Origin of the sequence: Proteus sp. G2626 (assembly GCF_009915985.1) — a bacterium.
Classification (GTDB): domain Bacteria; phylum Pseudomonadota; class Gammaproteobacteria; order Enterobacterales; family Enterobacteriaceae; genus Proteus; species Proteus vulgaris.
Map to the genome: position 1 here is coordinate 18606 of NZ_JAABNH010000025.1, position 18802 is coordinate 37407.

The window sequence follows — 18802 nt, forward strand, 5'->3', positions numbered from 1 at the left end:
AGCTGAATTTATTAGTTTTGTTCTAATAATTCAATTATTTGATTGGCTACAATTTTTGCACTCTGATCATCAGTATGAATTGTGATGTCAGCAATCTCTTCATAAAGAGGATTACGTTCTTCAGCTAATGTCTCTAGGACATCGCGCACAGGCTCAACACCTTGCAATAAAGGACGTTTTTTATCACGTTGGGTACGAGCGAGTTGCTTTTCAATGTTTGTTTCTAAATAAACAACCACACCACGTGCAGATAGTCTGTTACGGGTTTCTCGCGATTTCACCGAACCACCACCTGTAGCAAGCACGATACCTTGCTTTTCAGTGAGTTCGTTGATGATTTTCTCTTCTCGTTGACGGAAGCCTTCTTCGCCTTCTACATCAAATACCCAACCTACATCCGCACCTGTACGCCGCTCAATTTCCTGATCGGAATCATAAAACTCCATACTAAGTTGTTGAGCTAACTGACGACCAATAGTGCTTTTGCCGGCACCCATAGGCCCAACCAGAAAGATATTACGTTTCTCTGCCATGTTTTTGGTATTACTAAGATATTCGTTAATGATAACCCGCCCCGCCAAATTCATTCAGCGACGGGACCTAAACTGAAATTTATGAGTGTTTATCTAATACACACCTGATAACATTTGTTATCTACTCTCATAATAAGACTGAGTTCTTTCAGTAGATCGCTATAAAATAACCACATGCTGTTGCAAACAACAACATAGGATAAAAATCCCTTTGCCTACAGTACATAACAAAAACTACTAAAAAAGTAATCATCTTTGTTGGCAACGCGAAGATTCTAACACAATTTAGTCGGAAAACCGCATCTGATAATATTGTCTTTTTCGTCATCAAGCGATCAATATTACATATAAAAAGCCCTACCTCCAAGAATAGAGGAAGTGCATAAAATGTATCCGTATTATCATTGTGATGTTTCAGGCTCACTCAAATTAGCTAACCCTTGTAAGCTAAATCGTCCTCATCGTCAAATCTATAAATACTGATTATAAGAAAAAACAATGAATAACTCTCAGTTTAATCCTAGTAAAAAACAGGTAATTTATTGTATTTTAAAAACAAAAAAATTTTTGCATAAAAAGTTAGATTAATTTGGGTGTAATAAAAATAACCAATTCATGGCGACTCTGCTGATCTCTTTTATGGCTAAAAAGTACTCCTAATAACGGAATAGAAGATAATAAAGGAATGTTTGCTGTATGCTCTTGCTGCTTTTGTTGAAATATTCCTCCTAACATAATGGTTTCTCCATCATTAATCGTGACTTCTGTACTGATCTCTTGCTTATCTATGGAAAGGTGCTCACTTCCTCCCTGTACAAGTGCGATACCTGGTGTATTTTGGCTTATTTTAAGTATTAACCTTATCTTTTTATTCCTTTGGATCATCGGTGTGACTTCCATCCCTAATACGGCCTCTTTAAATTGAACACGAGTGGTTTCATTATCTCGGCTGACATAGGGGATCTCCGTTCCTTGTTTGATTGAGGCTGTTTTCTCATGAGCTGCTGTCAATCTTGGGCTGGCAATAATTGATAATTGCTTTTCTTGTTCTAATGCACTTAACTCAAGTTCTAATAGCCGGCCGTTAATTCGAGCAATGTTAAAGGCAATAGAGTGAAGTGGGTTTTTGGTGTTTTGATGGAGTGATAAAGCAGAAAGCGAAGGTATTGATAAAGCTGAATTTGAAGGGGGAGATATTGTGTTAGGGTGTGTCGATGTTGCTTCAACATGGGTTGTTTTTAACGTGTGCAATCCCCATTGAGCACCTAATTCATTTAACGCGTCTTGACTGCTACTGATGATATGCGCAGTGATATAAACTTGCTGTTGTGGTGTATCTTTTAATCTCAGCCAGTCTGCAATTTCAGAAAGTGCTTTATCATTATCAACAATAGAAAGGCTATTAGCGTCACTATCAGCAATGACACGGCCTTGTTTACTTAATAGTGGAATAGCGTGCGTGCTAAGTTGTTTTGCTAACGTATCTGCATCGGCATAATTTAATGGATAGAGCCGATGGTGTAACTGTTCAGTTTGTTGAGTTTTAGTCAATGGTTCATCAATGAGTGTTGGTGGTGCTTTTTCATGATTAATGACATCAAGGACGTCAGGAAAAAATGGATCTCTCGAATGAGCAAAAACGGAAGTTGTCATCAATAACACAATAAAAAAAAAACTATTTTCATGATATGTCCTCTTGTTCTAAAGAGAGTTCCTTTAGTGTCGTCAGTGTAATTTGAACTGAAAGTAACTTAGTCTCTGTTGGCATAATATTGAGAGAAACAAGCAATAATCCGGTTTGATTAAGGAATTCTAGTAAAGTTAAGAAGCGGGCATAAGGCAAAGTAAACGTGAGTTTATATAATGAATTAGATGAATTCTCCCAAGTTTCAGGGATGAAATGATAAGTCATAAGTATGTGTTGTAGTTGCTCAGAAGCTGAGGGGATATTCAATGGAATATTATAATCCGCTTGTTGTGCTATAAGTGATCCGAGGGAGGGAATTGTCTCTAACGTCCTTTGATAATGATGAATACGAGAGAGACTTTGTTTTATTTCCATGTGTTGTTGGGTTATTTCTTGCTGATAGTCTGTATAAATAAAGAAGTAGTAAAGTAGAAAGATAATAAAAGGTATCGTTAAGCTTAGTAATGTTATTTGCCACATCGCAAGAGAAACCACAAATTGTAACCATTTCACATTTATCTTCATGGTATTTCCTCAACCTCTTTTTTATTCCATCGCTCATCAATTTCCCATTTTCCTGTTAGATGAACTTCGGTATAGGACGGGGAGATTTTACTTTGTTGTAAATAATCCAGTGATAGGGGGGCAAGAATGGGGTGATGTTTAAAATGGGCTATAAAAGAGAGCGTGTGTGTATTGGGTAAAATAAGTGCCAAAGAGTGACGATTATCCATATCAGAATAATGGCTTACCCATACAGCCGGTGGGAGATATGTTTCAATAGCTTGAAAAAAACGTATGTAATGTAAATAACGTAACCAATTTTGATAATAGAGCGAATAGCGTTGATAACATAAATAGGTTTGTTTTTTCTGTTGTTGATAAATGTTGAGTTGCTCTAGCAAGCTCCTTTCTTGTTGCTGGGTTCGAATATGTAGTGCTGTGGTGCTATCTCTTTTTTGGACTAAATGATAAGTGTAATAACCGCAAGCTATCAGCGTGATAGTGATAAACACTAACGTTTGATAAGTCCATATTACTGTTTTTTTTCTAAATAAATTGTGGCGCCACGGTAGATAATTTACTTGATACATGATGTCTCCCAAGGGCGTAATGCTAAACCAAGCGCAATAAGAGAAAGTGAGCTTTCTTTTGCGGTGAATTGAAATAAACAATGGGAAAAATCAGGCCAAAGAGGCATTAAATGGTTAAAATATATCGCATTATCACCAGCAAAATAACATTGCTCTTTAGACCAATGATATTTTTCTATGAGTTGATAGATAAGTTTTTTTTGCTCCTGTTGATTCTGATAAGAGCACGTGCCGTAATGGGGCATTTCATCATCAGATGAAACCCAAAAGAGAGAGTTATTTTTGCAGTAAATAAGCTTACTTTTTGGTGAGATATTAAGGTAAGAGGCTAAATAACGTAGCGCACACGCAGGAAGATCAATCGCAGAGAGTGTTAACTTTATTTGGGAGAATAAGGCAATATACTTATCTAATGCGACCTTATGACATAAATGAATAGCGAGTTTGCCGTTATTTTGCCGATAGTCAAAATTAACAGGGATTTTGGTATTTTGTGTGTAAGATGTGGCTCGTAACTGTGCTAGTCGATAACATGCCGCAGATGTAAGGGAAACGGGGTGTGGTAGCGGGATAGTCTGATAGTTTTCATAAATATCGGGTAACGAAAGGGTAATATTGTTAATAAAAGGGAGATCCTTGCGCCAGTTTATTAAGATATTTCTTAATTTTGTATCATCTAAATCGTCATTGAGAGGTAAAGGGAATTGCCAAAATGCACTGATCTTCCATTGTTTATTCTGCTGAAAGACCAAAACAGCATTGATATGATGAGTATTAATTTCAATTCCAATCTGGTAATTGTGTGTTTCCATAAATGATATCCATATCTATTGATGAGTAATTGCCTATTTTCAAAGGGGCGTTACCTTTATACTACGCACTGTTTGTTTATAAACTGCCCAATTCACACTACATGGGAAATTTAAGGTGAAGTTCTTAAAATATTTTTTCATCTTCGTTTTGGCTTGCATAATTTTGGGAGCTGCTTCGATATACGGTATGTATAAGTATGTTGAGCCTCAGTTACCTGATGTGGCGACATTAAAAGATGTTCGTTTACAAACCCCTATGCAGGTTTTTAGTGCAGACGGAGAGTTAATGGCACAATACGGCGAAAAACGTCGTTTACCGTTAACGTTGGAGGAGATGCCTCCTCAATTAATTAATGCTTTTATTGCAACAGAAGATACCCGTTTTCGTGAGCATCACGGTATTGATCCTATTGGGATCTCGCGTGCGGTAGTGGTGGCATTAACTTCAGGACAAGCTTCTCAAGGTGCAAGTACCATTACGCAACAATTAGCACGAAATTTCTTTTTAACACCTGAGAAGAAATTGATGCGAAAAATCAAAGAAGCCTTCTTGGCTATTCGCATTGAAAAAGAGTTAACTAAGGATGAAATTTTAACACTGTATTTAAATAAAATTTATCTGGGTAACCGTGCTTATGGTGTGGGGGCCGCGGCTTATGTTTACTTTGGTAAAAGTGTGCATGACCTTAGCCTTAATGAAATGGCCGTCATTGCTGGTTTACCTAAAGCCCCTTCTACACTCAATCCACTCTATTCTTATGATCGTGCTTTAAAACGTCGTAATGTTGTTTTACTGCGTATGTATGAAGAGAATTACATTACTCGTGCGCAGTATGAAAGTGCGCGAGCGGAACCTATTGTTGCGAAATATCATGCACCTCAGATTGATTTCTCAGCTCCATACCTTACTGAAATGGTGAGAATGGAGATGTATGAGCGCTATGGTGAAAATGCTTATACTGATGGCTATAAAATTTACACTACCGTTATTCGTAAAGACCAATTAGCCGCTGAAAAAGCCTTACGCGACAATGTGATTGATTATGATATGCGTCATGGTTATCGCGGTGCTCAAGAAGTCCTTTGGCGTGCAGGCCAAACGCCGTGGGATAACGACGCAATTAGTAAAAAATTAAAACAAATCCAAACGTATGGACCATTAATTCCAGCGGTTGTGTTGTCTGTGGATGCCAAAGAAGCGAAAGTCGTTTTAAAGAATGGCGATAACATAACTCTTGATTTAAAAGCCGTTCGTTGGGCTCGTAAGTTTATTTCAGATACAGCTCAAGGTGCGACACCAACAAAAGTTGATGCGGTTGTTAATGCTGGTGAGCAAATTTGGGTTCGCCAAAATAATGATAATAATTGGGTATTAGCACAAATTCCGGGCGTTAATGCGGCATTTGTTGCATTAAATCCGTTAAATGGTGGAATTATTGCCCTTGTAGGGGGCTTTGATTTTGAAATTAGTAAATTTAATCGTGTTTCTCAATCATTACGCCAAGTAGGTTCGAATATTAAACCTTTCTTGTATGCGGCTGCTTTAGATAAAGGTTTAACCTTATCTACGTTACTTAATGACTTACCGATTAGTCGTTGGGATGCGGGAGCAGGCACTGATTGGCGACCTAAAAACTCACCACCAACTTACGCAGGTCCTATTCGTTTACGTCAGGGATTAGGTCAGTCTAAAAACGTAGTAATGGTTCGTGCAATGCGTGCAATGGGCGTGGATTATGCCGCAGACTATCTCTTACGTTTTGGTTTTCCTAATCAAAATATAGATAGAACAGAATCCTTAGCATTAGGCTCGCCATCATTTACACCTATGCAAATGGTGCGCGGTTTTGCTGTTATGGCGAATGGAGGATATTTAATTGAACCTTACTATATTCAACGTATTGAAAATGCAGAAGGTGAAGTGCTGTTTACTGCGGAGCCAAAAGTAGCGTGTCCAGACTGTACTGATATTCCAGTTATTTATGGTGATACCATGCGTTCTATTGCTTTATCAGATGACTATATGGAAAATGTTGCTCAGTCTAATACCTCACAGCCTGCTGATGCAGCACCTGACATTGAATTAGAACAAGCTCCGTTAGCTGAAACTGTTAAAGAAAGCCCTTATGCACCACACGTCATCAGCACACCACTGGCTTACTTAATGCATGATGCGTTAAGGACAAACCTTGTCGGTGAACCTGGATGGTCTGGTACAGGTTGGCGAGCTCTTCGTGACTTAAAACGCCAAGATATTGGTGGTAAAACTGGGACAACCAACAGTTCTAAAGATGCGTGGTTCTCGGGTTATGGTGCGAATATTGTTGCTACAGCTTGGATTGGTTTTGATGACAGTAGCCGAAACCTAGGACGTACGGCGGCTAGTGGTGGTGAAGCGGGTGCTAAAACAGCGCAACCTATTTGGAATGACTTTATGAAAGTTGCACTCGATGGTGTGCCTGTAAATATGATGCCGGTACCAAAAGGTGTTGTTGCTGTTCAAATAGATAGAAGAACGGGCAAACTCGCAGGTGAAGGTGCATCAATGAAAGAGTATTTTATTGAAGGTACACAACCAACGGAAAGTGCAAAAAGTGAAGTGGGAACACGGATTTTTGAGGATAATGGTGAATCTAACGAGTTATTCTAATTAATCAAAAAATAAAAAACCGGATGTTAACGTCCGGTTTTTTATTACCTATTTATTTTGTAAATAGCGATGTGCGAGGAAGAGAGCACTGACACTACGTGCTTCGGTAAAATCAGGATGATCCAGTAAATCCATCATTTTTGCGATAGGCCAACGTACTTGGATAAGAGGTTCTGGTTCATCGCCTTCCAGTTGTTCAGGATAAAGATCATGTGCAATGACGATATTCATTTTGCTGGAAAAATAAGAGGGTGCCATAGAAAGTTTTGCTATTTCTGTTAAAGAGTGGGCACCATAACCAATTTCTTCTTTGAGTTCGCGGTTTGCGGCTTGTAGGGCATTTTCGCCAGGATCAATGGCACCTTTAGGAAAGCCAAAGTCATAATTTTCGATACCGACAGCGTATTCTCGAATAAGGATAAGGTTGTCATCAATAATCGGAACAATCATAACGGCTTCACGGTTAGCTGGCTTCATGCGCTCATAAATACGTTTTTCCCCGTTACTAAACTCCAGATTAACGGATTGGATCTGAAATAATTGAGAACGGGCGATGTTATCAATGTTTAATATATTGGGTTTTTTAAGTTCTTTCATAACAGCCCCTGGCAGAATAGAGATTAACCTGAATTTAACACATTAATGACAAAATAAATCTAACAATTAGATTTAGCTTTTAAGGGAAAATTGAGTACACTCCGCTATTAAACCTAGTTATCTATTGATTTTTTGAGAATATTATTATTTATTGATTCGCTATTTTACCCGAAGATAGTTTTGTTAGCGGATATAAAATTGATAAGAGATATAAATTATAACGCCGTGACAAAAAGATAATCTATTGTATTTAAATAAAAAATAGAACAAAAGAATAGGAATTGCCTTATGTTAGGCAGGGTTTTAAATTTGTTATTGTTACTACGCAGCATCAGTATAAGTATGGGGAAAAAATGAGATTATCAGTCATTATATTGGCTATCGTTATGATAAGCCTATTTATAATGGCCGCCTTTCTATTCTTTAAAAGAAGGCGGCTTGATGACTCACATCATCTCCCATCTCTTGCTAAACCGACTTATCGTAAGCTCACTGCTGATGATTATGGGCTTATTAGTGATTATTTATCTTATTTTGGTACGTCAGATTTTTCTTCTGGATATTCATTACAAAATTTCCCCGAAATGCCAATTAAAGGCGAAATTGTGACGACATTAAGAAATATCGTTAACCGTTTTGCAGGGTCTTCGGAAGGACTAAATCATTGGCGTTACTATATTGATGCTGTAGAAATTCATATCCCCCCGCTACTTGTTCCTTATCTTCAACAAGAAAATGTCCTTGATGTTGTGTGTACGCCATCTATCCCCATCGTCGTTGGTGTTAATGGGCATTTCTTAAAAGATGAAAAAATTCATTTTTCCGCACTCAGTTTAAAACAGCTTTCTGAACCTATCTTGGCAAATGGTTCATCAACAATCCAAAAAAATGAGGGTGATGCTGCTCACCTCCTGCAAATTAGAGAAGAGACTAACGAAGAATATCGATTACATAACTCATCTGGTTTTTGGGATGGTTCTTTTGTTTGTATTGGGCTTACATTATGGTTAACGGCCTTAATGATGCCCCAAGTTTTTCTTCCTTGGATCTTAGCGATAGGAAGTGCATTTCTTGCCATTGGTCTTTTCCTTATTCACAATCCTTTGATTAAGCCACGTAAGCAAGAAGTTCACTGTTTTAAAGGACGTTTGAAACGTTGGGGACTTTTTGGCAACTTTGATCATGGACAGGTAAAAAATGTTTCTTTAGGGGGGATAGATCTTATTTATCCACCTCATTGGGAGCCTTATATTCAAAGTGATATTGATAAGGTGACCTATTTAGAAATGTATCCTAGTCATCATGTTATAAAGCAAGGAAATTATCTTTCATTGCATGATGAAGAAAAAAATTATCCTTATAAACGGTATATTAAAAATATTGTTTTCGTTTTCTGGAGCTTGTTTATTATAGGTATGTTGTATCTTTATCAGCCACTTTCTCTGTCAATGAAACTTAGCTTTTCATGGCTAAAAGATACAGAACCGCATTTAGTGACTAATTTTACTGAGTTGGAAACAACCGATTTGCATGTTGGGGATATTATTCAAGCGAAAGGGGTTGGGATGTGTTATATGCCACCTAATCTATCAAGTAAGAATAATAAAACCATTTTTGCACCTTTTGATTGTTCTGGCATTTATTGGAACAACAGCAATCCAATGCCGATGCCTGAGTCGAGTACAATTGAAAAAGCGGCAGCGCTATTACATATGGTTGAAGAGCAACTTCATCCCGTTTCTAATAATCGAGTTAACCCAAGTTTAGGTCAAGCAATTACTAAATCAGGAATGAATCTATTAGATAACTTCGACGGTATTGTGTTGAAAACAGAAGATTTATGTCCGAGAGAAAATGAATGTATCCGTTTGAAAATGGCATTAGTGAACTTAAGTAACGTCAATGATTGGACGGCATTAGTTCAACGCGCTGAGAGTGGTAAATTAACTGGTACCAATGTTTTATTACGAGCAGTAAGTGCTGAGGCCTTGGAAAAGCTTATCGATACCACCACATCTTCTTTTATCTACCGAGAAATAGATAAAGCCGCAATACTGTTAAATAGTCCACCACCTGGTGGTGTGCTATTAATCAGTGATGAAAGAAAACAGCTTGTTGATTACGCTTCAAGTTCAAACTCAGTGTTTGAACCTACTCCGTTAGAACAGTGGCGAGAATTACAGCGTTTATCCGATATTTTATTGCACACACCTTTTGATACAGGTGGTGTAATAACTGGCATGGTTGTTGATGCAAATGGCACGTTACAGATATTTTTACATAGCCTGCCTGATCCAATGACAATGTTATATTACATCGGTAATACGTTATTATTGTTTCTTGCTATCGGGTTTTTAGTATTGAACCTATTTCTTATCATCCGGCGTCGGCGACAAAATAACCAACGCATGAATAAGATCAGTCTCTATTATGAGCACTGTTTTTATCGCCCTCCTCAGTAAGTCCCTTGTTGTGGAAGGCTATGTGTTTACACTATCGCCTTCATAAAGAAGTTGAAGTTAAGGAGAAAGGGATGAGTCAATCATCACAAGAAAGTGGTGTCCGTTTAGATAAATGGCTTTGGGCTGCACGTTTCTATAAAACGCGTGCTATTGCTCGCACAATGATTGAAGGTGGAAAAGTTCACTACAATGGTGTGAGAGGCAAACCAAGTAAAATCGTTGAAGAAGGCGCTGAAGTACGCCTAAGACAAGGTAATGATGAACGGACAGTAACCATTCTAATGGTGAGTGCGCAACGACAAGGTGCTACACAAGCGCAGGCACTCTATTGTGAAACTCCAGAGAGTATCACTAAAAGAGAAAAAATGGCGCTAGCGAGAAAAATGAATGCGTTAACTATGCCTCATCCTGAGCGTCGCCCTGATAAAAAGGAAAGACGTACCTTACTTCGCTTCAAACAGACAAATTTACAAGAATCGGATTAAACGATTCCCTGAAATGAGAGAAAATTATGTCTAAAAAAGACTCTTTATCACGTTTTTTATTTGAAAAAAACGCGGTACGTGGTGAATTGGTCAATGTGACTGAAACCTATCAATCTATGCTTGAAAATCATCATTATCCTGAGCCTGTTCAATGTCTTCTAGGGGATTTGCTGGTGGCAACGAGCTTGTTAACAGCAACGCTTAAATTTGAAGGAGATATTACTGTTCAAATACAAGGCGATGGCCCGGTACGATTGGCGGTTATCAATGGCAACAATAATCAACAAATGCGTGGTGTTGCGCGTGTGAGTGATGATGTTAAGGCGGGCAGTACATTAAAAGAGATGATTGGTAATGGTTTTATGGTCATCACAGTAACTCCGGAGAAAGGTGAGCGTTATCAAGGCATTGTTGCTCTTGATGGTGAAAATATTGAAGCTTGTATTGATAACTATTTTAAGCAATCAGAACAGTTACCAACTCGTGTATTTATCCGTAGTGGTATACAAGAGGGCAAGCCTGCTGCGGCTGGTATGCTATTACAAGTACTACCTGCATCAGAAGAGTTCACTGCTGAGCATACAGCAGAACATTTTGAATTACTTACACAATTAACTCACACTATTAAAGCTGAAGAGTTATTTACACTAGATACTAAAGAGATCTTACATCGTTTATATCACGAAGAAGATGTCACTCTTTATGAACCTCAAGCTGTTGAATTTCATTGTACTTGTTCTCGTGAACGTTGTGAAAATACATTAGTAACATTGTCTAAAGAAGATGTGAATCACCTGTTACAAGAACAAGGAAATATTGATATGGAATGTGAGTATTGCGGAACTCATTACATCTTTACTGAGAGTGATATTAATAATATCAATAAGTTAAATGATTCTGAATTACACTGATTCGATTTAGCAAGGTGATTTTATTAAAAGGACGCTATTTTGCGTCCTTTTTTATTCAACAATTTTTCTGTAGTTTTGTGCATTAGCTCTCGTTCTTAAAATAAAAAAATTATAAATTTTCAAAATATTGATAACAATCGCTGTTAATTACTCGTAACACCCTAATATTGCTCGTAGAAAGGTCTATTTATCAGGAGCGAAACTATGAGCGTTAAAGGTCTTACCCCTAAGGATCTCCAGCAGTACGGCATTAAGGACACGAGTGAAATCATTTATAACCCAAGCTATGAGCTGTTATTTAATGAAGAAACTAAGCCTGGATTAACAGGTTATGAGCGAGGCACATTAACCTCGTTAGGCGCTATTGCCGTTGATACAGGTATATTTACTGGACGTTCTCCGAAAGATAAATACATTGTTCGTGATGATGTTACTCGTGATACCGTGTGGTGGGCTGATCAGGGAAAAGGTAAAAATGATAACAAGCCCCTCTCACAAGAAGTATGGTCTGATTTAAAATCATTAGTAACCAATCAGCTATCAGGCAAACGTTTGTTTGTCGTTGATGCATTTTGTGGTGCGAATGCAGATACACGTTTGAAAGTCCGTTTTATCACGGAAGTTGCCTGGCAGGCACATTTTGTTAAAAATATGTTTATTCGTCCCGAACAAGAAGAGTTGGAAAATTTTACACCAGACTTCATTGTGATGAACGGGGCCAAATGTACCAATCCTAATTGGAAGGCACAAGGACTCAATTCTGAGAACTTTGTTGCTTTCAATTTAACTGAACGCATTCAGTTAATCGGTGGTACTTGGTACGGTGGCGAGATGAAGAAAGGTATGTTCTCTATGATGAACTACTTCCTTCCTCTTAAAGGTATAGCTTCTATGCACTGCTCAGCAAACGTTGGCGAAAGTGGTGATGTGGCTATTTTCTTTGGTTTATCAGGTACAGGTAAAACAACGCTTTCAACGGATCCTAAGCGTAAGCTAATTGGTGATGATGAGCATGGTTGGGATGATGACGGCGTCTTTAACTTTGAAGGTGGTTGTTACGCGAAAACAATTCATTTATCAAAAGAAGCTGAACCTGATATTTATGGTGCAATTAAACGTGATGCACTATTAGAAAACGTGGTTGTATTATCCGATGGTTCTGTTGATTTCGATGATGGCTCAAAAACAGAAAATACGCGTGTTTCTTACCCGATTTATCATATTGATAATATCGTTAAACCTATTTCTAAAGCGGGTCATGCCAAAAAAGTTATTTTCTTAACGGCAGATGCTTTTGGTGTGTTACCTCCGGTTTCTCGTTTAACGCCAGAACAAACACAATATCATTTCTTATCAGGATTTACGGCTAAACTTGCAGGAACGGAACGTGGAGTGACAGAGCCAACACCAACATTCTCAGCCTGTTTTGGTGCTGCGTTCTTATCTCTGCATCCAACACAATACGCTGAAGTATTGGTAAAACGTATGCAAGCATCAGGTGCAAAAGCTTATTTGGTTAATACGGGGTGGAATGGTACGGGTAAGCGTATATCAATTAAAGATACACGCGCTATTATTGATGCCATCTTAAATGGTGATATTGATAAAGCACCGATGAAAACATTACCTGTGTTTAATTTAGAGATCCCAACTGTATTGCCGGGTGTTAACAGTGAAATCTTGGATCCTCGTGATACTTATACGGATAAAGCTCAATGGGATACTAAAGCAGACGATCTTGCAGATCGCTTCGTGAAAAACTTTGATAAATATACGGATACGCCAGCAGGTCAAGCATTGACTAAAGTTGGGCCTAAACGTTAATTTCTCTCAGTATGGATCTCGAAACACCAAATTCATAGGATATGATTTTGGTGTTTTTTTATCTTAAATAAAAAAAATCCCTGAAATGCGAGAGAATTTCAGGGAAGAGAAAAATAAAGTGAAATAGTTTATTAGAGAAAAATTGACTTTAGAGGGTGATAGCCCAACTATGCTGTTACAGGAGGTAAATCAAACAGTAAAATTTCACTGTCTTCGTCACCAACGAAACGGATCATATCTTCATTAGCAATTGCCACACCATCACTGGTGGTCGCAATAATGTCATTAATCGTTATTTTACCTTTTACAACTTGTAGCCAAACGTTACGCCCTGTTTGGGGGTGATATTGTGCTTCTTCACCTTGTTTCAGATTCCAGCGCCATAACGTCATATCTTGAAAGACTTTTAAAGAGCCGTCACGCGCATCTGGCGACAAAATAAGTTGTTTGTTCTCTGTGGTATCAAAACGGCGTTGATCGTAACGTGGTGTGATACCGAGCGTATTAGGTATAATCCAAATTTGGTAGAAATGTAGTCCCTTATCACTATTAGGGTTATATTCCGAGTGAGTGATCCCCGTACCGGCACTCATTATCTGGAATTCACCTGCAGGTACATTTTCTTTATTACCCATACTGTCTTTATGCTCAATATTACCTTCAAGCACATAGGTTAAAATTTCCATGTCTTTATGAGGGTGAGTACCAAAACCTTCACCCGGCATGACGCGATCTTCATTAATAACGCGTAATGCAGAAAACCCCATAAAATCACGATCGTAATAATTTGCGAAAGAGAAGGTATGCCAGCTATCTAGCCAACCATGATTAGCGTGTCCTCTTTCATTTGCTTTGCGTAGATAAATCATAATGTGTTTCCTTCTCTGAAGTTGTTGAACACAGTTTACGCAATAGCACAAAGTAGAAAAGCGGAGGAATTTAACCTGAGGATCCAAATAATTTGAATAAGAGAAAATAAAAATATCGAATAAGTTCTAGAAAAGAAAAAAGCCAGCACCCGGCTGGCTAAAATAAAACACTGGAAGCAATGTGAGCAATGTCGTTCTTTCATATCACCCTGAAGGTGGTGCATCTGAAAGTGTTATTGATGATAATAGTTCTCAGTATCATTTGTAAAGTCTTTTTTTTAAGCAAAATAGAAAAAAAAGCTGAAAAGATTTTAACTCACTGATTAACGAGTCGTTTTATTTTAATAATTTTTTAAAAAAGCAATATAACCAATTAGTTAACAGTAATTTTTATAAGGTTATTCATAGAAAAAGAAGAACAAATGAGTGATAAAACCAGTATAAAAGAGGGGATATAAGCTATTTTGAGCCACTATTAAAAGATAAAGCAAAACCCAGGCATCACATATTGATGATAACTGGGTTTTTGTTATGTATAACTTATAATTTTATAGAATTATAAAACTAATATTTATAACTTTAATATTTGCAAATTTATTCATTATTACTCAGCAAACGTTGATTTTGATGTTGAAATAAGACTTTGCGCACAGGCATACGCTGAACTCCATGCCCATTGGAAGTTATATCCACCTAACCAACCCGTTACATCGACCACTTCACCAATAAAATAGAGCCCTTTTACTTTTGTGGATCCCATTGTTTTAGAGGAAAGGGCGCGAGTATCTATGCCACCTAGTGTGACTTCTGCTGTGCGGTATCCTTCCGTGCCATTAGGTTGAACTGGCCATTCTTGTAGCAAAGTTGCAATTTGAGTAATGCGCTCGTTACTGAGTTGAGTTAGAGAGATATCTGGGAGTTGTTTATTTTCTATCATTATTTCGATCAATCGCTTTGGTAATAGGCGAGAAAGCGTATTTTTTAATGATTGTTTAGGATGTTCTTGTCGTTTTTCCTGTAAAAAGTGTTCCAGATCATTATCTGGAAGTAAGTTAATACTCACATACTCTCCAGGTTGCCAATAACTTGATATTTGTAAAATAGCAGGGCCAGAAAGACCTCGGTGAGTAAAGAGAATATTTTCTTTGAAACTCACTCCATTTTTTGCAGTTACAGTTGCTGGAACCGCCACTCCTGAGAGTTGGCTAAATTGTTCAAGTTGAGGTTTATGCAGTGTAAAAGGCACTAATCCTGCACGAGTCGGTAAAACGGGCAGACCAAACTGCTCTGCAATTTTATAACCAAAAGGGGTTGCCCCTAAACCAGGCATAGAAAGCCCACCACTGGCAATGACAACTGATGAGGCAGTCATTGCTTTTCCATCAACAAAAATAGTGAAGCCTTCGTCTGTTTTCTCGATTTGTGTTACTTCGCTACGTAAGCGAATACTTACTTTTCCTTTTTGACACTCTGTCAGTAACAAATCCACAATCTGCTGTGCTGAGTCATCACAAAAGAGTTGTCCTAATGTTTTTTCATGGTAGGCAATGTTGTGTTTTTGCACTAGTTCAATAAAATCCCATTGAGTAAAGCGAGCAAGTGCTGACTTACAAAAATGAGGATTCTCTGATAAGTAGGCTGAAGGCTCGATATACATATTGGTAAAATTGCAACGACCACCTCCTGACATAAGAATTTTCCGACCCGCTTTTTTACCGTTATCTAGCACTAAAACAGATAATCCTGCTTGTCCTGCTAAAGACGCACAAAAAAGCCCCGCGGCACCTGCACCTATAATTACTGTATCGTATGATCCCACAATGATATCTCGTTCTTGGTTTTCTCTGACTACTTAATCAATGATTTTCGCGTAAGATCAGAGTGTTTTTGTAAAATTATATGGAGAAATCTGTATTTTTCACCTAAATTCGTATTAGCAAGGAAAAAATTTGTCAGAAATTTACTTTTTTTTTATTTTTATTAATTGAATGATATATAAGGAATTATCTTAAAAAGGCTCTGATTTTCTTGGTTATCAAATCAAAAAAAGGTTAAATTTCGCTTCCACCGTTCGCATTTGTCGCTGATAATGCGCCGCGTTCATGTCCAACTAACTGGCTTAACGTCTATGCTACATTTGTTTACTGACCTAGAATTTCATACAGGTTTAATGTTGGTTTTAGCACTACTATTTGTGCTATTTTATGAAGCTATTAACGGCTTCCATGATACCGCAAATGCGGTAGCAACGGTTATTTATACTCGTGCTATGCGAGCGCAATTTGCGGTTGTGATGGCGGGTGTTTTTAACTTCCTTGGAGTTTTGCTCGGTGGATTGAGCGTAGCTTATGCTATTGTTCACTTGTTACCGACAGATCTTCTGCTGAATGTGAGCTCAGCTCATGGCCTTGCCATGGTCTTTTCGTTGCTGTTAGCTGCCATTATCTGGAACTTAGGTACATGGTATTTCGGTATTCCAGCATCAAGTTCACATACGCTGATAGGTGCTATCATTGGTATTGGTTTAACAAATGCTATCGTGACAGATTCGTCTATCGTTGACGCGTTAAACATACCAAAAATGATCAGTATCTTCCTATCACTCATTCTTTCTCCAATTATCGGCTTGGTTATTGCAGGTGCGATGATTTTCTTACTACGCCGTTACTGGAGTGGTACGAAAAAACGTCGTCGTATTCACCTGACACCTGCTGAACGTGAGAAACAAGATGGTAAGCGTAAGCCACCATTTTGGACCCGTACTGCATTGATTTTATCTGCAGTTGGGGTGAGTTTCTCTCATGGTGCAAATGATGGGCAGAAAGGTATCGGTCTTATCATGTTGGTCTTAATTGGCGTGGCGCCTGCGGGCTTTGTCGTCAATATGAGTGCGAGCGGATACGATATCACCAAAACACATGATGCGGTTGTTCATTTACAACAGTATTATGAGAAGCATCAGCCAGCATTACAGCATGCTATCGAAAATACACCCGCAGTATCAGCCCAAACTGATCTTAGTGATACGGATTTCCATTGTAACAGTGCGAGAACGCCAATTGTTCTGAATCAAACAGAACAAATGCTGGCAAATATTAGTTCTTATGATGAACTAACAGCAGACCAGCGTGCTCAAATGCGCCGATTACTAATGTGTATCGCTGATACCGCAACAGAAGTGGCTAAACTACCTGAAACTAGTACCCAAGATGCACGGTTCTTAAAAACATTGAGTCGTGACCTGCTAAACACTGTGGAATATGCGCCGATTTGGATCATTATTGCCGTGGCATTAGCGCTCTCTATTGGGACAATGGTAGGTTGGAAACGCGTTGCAGTAACGATTGGTGAGAAAATTGGTAAAAAAGGTATGACTTATGCTCAAGGGGTTTCTGCTCAGGTAACAGCGGCAGTATCCATTGGTGTTGCAAGTTATACGGGTATGCCTGTATCAACAACACAAGTTCTGTCATCTGCGGTTGCAGGTACAATGATTGTTGATGGTGGAGGGGTTCAAACGAAGACGGTGAAGAATATCGCACTGGCTTGGATCTTAACATTACCAATTAGCATTGGTTTATCAGGTTTACTTTATTGGATATCGCTGACATTCATTGTGAATGGTTGATAACAATAAACGACCCAAATTTGTTTATAAACGGTGACTTTTAGTCACCGTTTTTTGTTTTTGTCACTTACCAAATCAGCATCGCAATTAAACTTGCTACAGCCAAAATACAAAAACGGCTCACAAGGTAAAATTGTCGATAAATTCGCTCGCAACGCATAATCACTTCAGGATTATGGTGGTTGGTATATTGGCGTTGGTTGATGTAGCGGATCAGTCGCAATTGTTTTGAAAGTTGCCCATGCATAGTAAAGAACCCATTACCATCCACCGATTGATAGAGTAATGGATCGGATTGGCGCAATATTGTAAGTAGTACCCGAATAGATGAAAAATAACGCATCATATTAATCAGGCAAAGTATACAAAGCGCCCAAAAGATAACAATGACATTAAACATAATCCCCTCCCTAGAATAATAGATTCTGAGATGAGAAAACCTTTACCCATAGAGGTTACTTTTTCTCTTATTTAAGTTTAGGTGAAATTAAGTAATAAACAAAAGTGACTTATTCAAGTTGTTTCCTTTTTCAAAAAAATGGATAAAAAATAACTCTAAAAGGGTGTTTTTGTTGTTTTTTATACTCAATTCTCATTATTATGATGATATTGTCGGTGAATGACATCGTACTAATCTAAAATGGTGTATATTGTTATTTATCGCTAGATGCTTTTCTTGATGAATCTGTCATAAGTTGTGATCAAGGCGACATCTAACTTTCATCTTAAAACGTTATATTTAATACATAGGATTGAGGCTTAACCGCCTTTCCAATCGATTAATCAGCTTATGGAAGGAGTTCACGATGGCTTATAAGCATATTCTAGTGGCAGTTGATTTATCCCCTGAGAGTAACGTCTTAGTACAGAAAGCTGTATCTATGGCAAAACCCTATAATGCCAAAGTTTCCTTAATTCATGTTGATGTTAACTATTCTGATCTTTATACCGGTCTAATTGATGTCAACCTCGGTGATATGCAACAACGTATTACTGATGAAACCCGTAACGCGTTAAAAGACCTTTCAGATAAATCAGGCTATGAAATTCAGGAAACCTTGAGTGGTAGCGGTGATTTAGGCCAAGTTCTGGTTGATGCGATTAAAAAATACGATATGGATTTAGTCGTTTGTGGTCATCACCAAGACTTTTGGAGCAAATTAATGTCCTCAGCACGCCAGTTAATAAATACTGTTCATGTTGATATGCTAATTGTTCCTCTGAAAGATGATGAATAATAATCGCTTGCT

The 18802-nt window shown here is 38.1% G+C and carries 16 protein-coding genes; 7 read left to right on the forward strand and 9 right to left on the reverse strand.

The features are described 5' to 3' along the window. Nucleotides 1-11 precede the first annotated feature (11 nt). From aroK to GWJ05_RS09950, 5 genes are all read right to left on the reverse strand, one after another. Nucleotides 12-533, reverse strand: a complete 522-nt coding sequence (aroK, locus tag GWJ05_RS09930; protein ID WP_036914409.1) for a shikimate kinase AroK — start codon at nt 531-533, stop codon at nt 12-14. A gap of 579 nt (nt 534-1112) precedes the next feature. Further along, a complete protein-coding gene (pilQ, locus tag GWJ05_RS09935; RefSeq protein ID WP_087803749.1) occupies nt 1113-2186 on the reverse strand; it encodes a type IV pilus secretin PilQ in 1074 nt (357 codons plus the stop codon). A gap of 28 nt (nt 2187-2214) precedes the next feature. After that, nucleotides 2215-2745: a hypothetical protein gene (locus tag GWJ05_RS09940; RefSeq protein WP_036933582.1), complete on the reverse strand. Its 531-nt coding sequence runs from the start codon at nt 2743-2745 to the stop codon at nt 2215-2217. Further along, the gene (locus GWJ05_RS09945; protein WP_087803747.1) at nt 2742-3314 is read right to left on the reverse strand and encodes a fimbrial assembly protein; all 573 of its coding nucleotides are present in this window, start codon (nt 3312-3314) and stop codon (nt 2742-2744) included. Before GWJ05_RS09945 ends, GWJ05_RS09940 begins: the two co-directional genes overlap by 4 nt. Next, nucleotides 3302-4126, reverse strand: a complete 825-nt coding sequence (locus GWJ05_RS09950; protein WP_036933583.1) for a hypothetical protein — start codon at nt 4124-4126, stop codon at nt 3302-3304. Before GWJ05_RS09950 ends, GWJ05_RS09945 begins: the two co-directional genes overlap by 13 nt. Before the next feature lie 115 nt (nt 4127-4241). On the opposite strand from GWJ05_RS09950, the gene mrcA reads away from it, so the two are divergent. Further along, entirely contained in the window at nt 4242-6776 is a 2535-nt protein-coding gene (mrcA, locus tag GWJ05_RS09955) for a peptidoglycan glycosyltransferase/peptidoglycan DD-transpeptidase MrcA (protein WP_036933586.1), read from the forward strand. Between the two features lie 48 nt (nt 6777-6824). On the opposite strand, the gene nudE is transcribed toward mrcA, so the two are convergent. After that, nucleotides 6825-7373 (reverse strand): ADP compounds hydrolase NudE, encoded by a 549-nt coding sequence (nudE, locus tag GWJ05_RS09960; protein ID WP_036933588.1) that lies wholly within the window; start codon nt 7371-7373, stop codon nt 6825-6827. Nucleotides 7374-7726: 353 nt separating this feature from the next. Between nudE and umoB the strand changes: the two genes are divergently transcribed. From umoB to pckA, 4 genes are all read left to right on the forward strand, one after another. Continuing rightward, entirely contained in the window at nt 7727-9835 is a 2109-nt protein-coding gene (umoB, locus tag GWJ05_RS09965) for a flagellar biogenesis regulator UmoB (RefSeq protein ID WP_036933589.1), read from the forward strand. A 71-nt stretch (nt 9836-9906) separates the two neighbouring features. Beyond that, complete coding sequence (hslR, locus tag GWJ05_RS09970) at nt 9907-10320, forward strand: ribosome-associated heat shock protein Hsp15 (RefSeq protein ID WP_036933591.1); 414 nt, start codon at nt 9907-9909, stop codon at nt 10318-10320. A gap of 26 nt (nt 10321-10346) precedes the next feature. Next, entirely contained in the window at nt 10347-11231 is an 885-nt protein-coding gene (gene hslO / locus GWJ05_RS09975; protein WP_036933593.1) for an Hsp33 family molecular chaperone HslO, read from the forward strand. A gap of 204 nt (nt 11232-11435) precedes the next feature. Continuing rightward, entirely contained in the window at nt 11436-13055 is a 1620-nt protein-coding gene (gene pckA, locus GWJ05_RS09980; RefSeq protein ID WP_103005178.1) for a phosphoenolpyruvate carboxykinase (ATP), read from the forward strand. Between the two features lie 167 nt (nt 13056-13222). On the opposite strand, the gene GWJ05_RS09985 is transcribed toward pckA, so the two are convergent. Further along, nucleotides 13223-13924: a pirin family protein gene (locus GWJ05_RS09985; RefSeq protein ID WP_036933595.1), complete on the reverse strand. Its 702-nt coding sequence runs from the start codon at nt 13922-13924 to the stop codon at nt 13223-13225. Between the two features lie 604 nt (nt 13925-14528). Next, nucleotides 14529-15743, reverse strand: coding sequence for an NAD(P)/FAD-dependent oxidoreductase (locus tag GWJ05_RS09990; protein WP_036933598.1), 1215 nt, complete (start codon nt 15741-15743; stop codon nt 14529-14531). A 309-nt stretch (nt 15744-16052) separates the two neighbouring features. On the opposite strand from GWJ05_RS09990, the gene pitA reads away from it, so the two are divergent. Further along, nucleotides 16053-17552 carry an inorganic phosphate transporter PitA gene (gene pitA / locus GWJ05_RS09995; protein ID WP_036933601.1) on the forward strand — a complete coding sequence of 500 codons (1500 nt, stop codon included), beginning with the start codon at nt 16053-16055 and terminating at the stop codon, nt 17550-17552. A 67-nt stretch (nt 17553-17619) separates the two neighbouring features. On the opposite strand, the gene uspB is transcribed toward pitA, so the two are convergent. Further along, on the reverse strand, nt 17620-17952 hold the full coding sequence (uspB, locus tag GWJ05_RS10000; protein WP_036933603.1) for a universal stress protein UspB: 333 nt from the start codon (nt 17950-17952) through the stop codon (nt 17620-17622). A gap of 406 nt (nt 17953-18358) precedes the next feature. Between uspB and uspA the strand changes: the two genes are divergently transcribed. Next, nucleotides 18359-18790: a universal stress protein UspA gene (uspA, locus tag GWJ05_RS10005; RefSeq protein ID WP_023583131.1), complete on the forward strand. Its 432-nt coding sequence runs from the start codon at nt 18359-18361 to the stop codon at nt 18788-18790. The last annotated feature ends 12 nt before the right edge of the window (nt 18791-18802 follow it).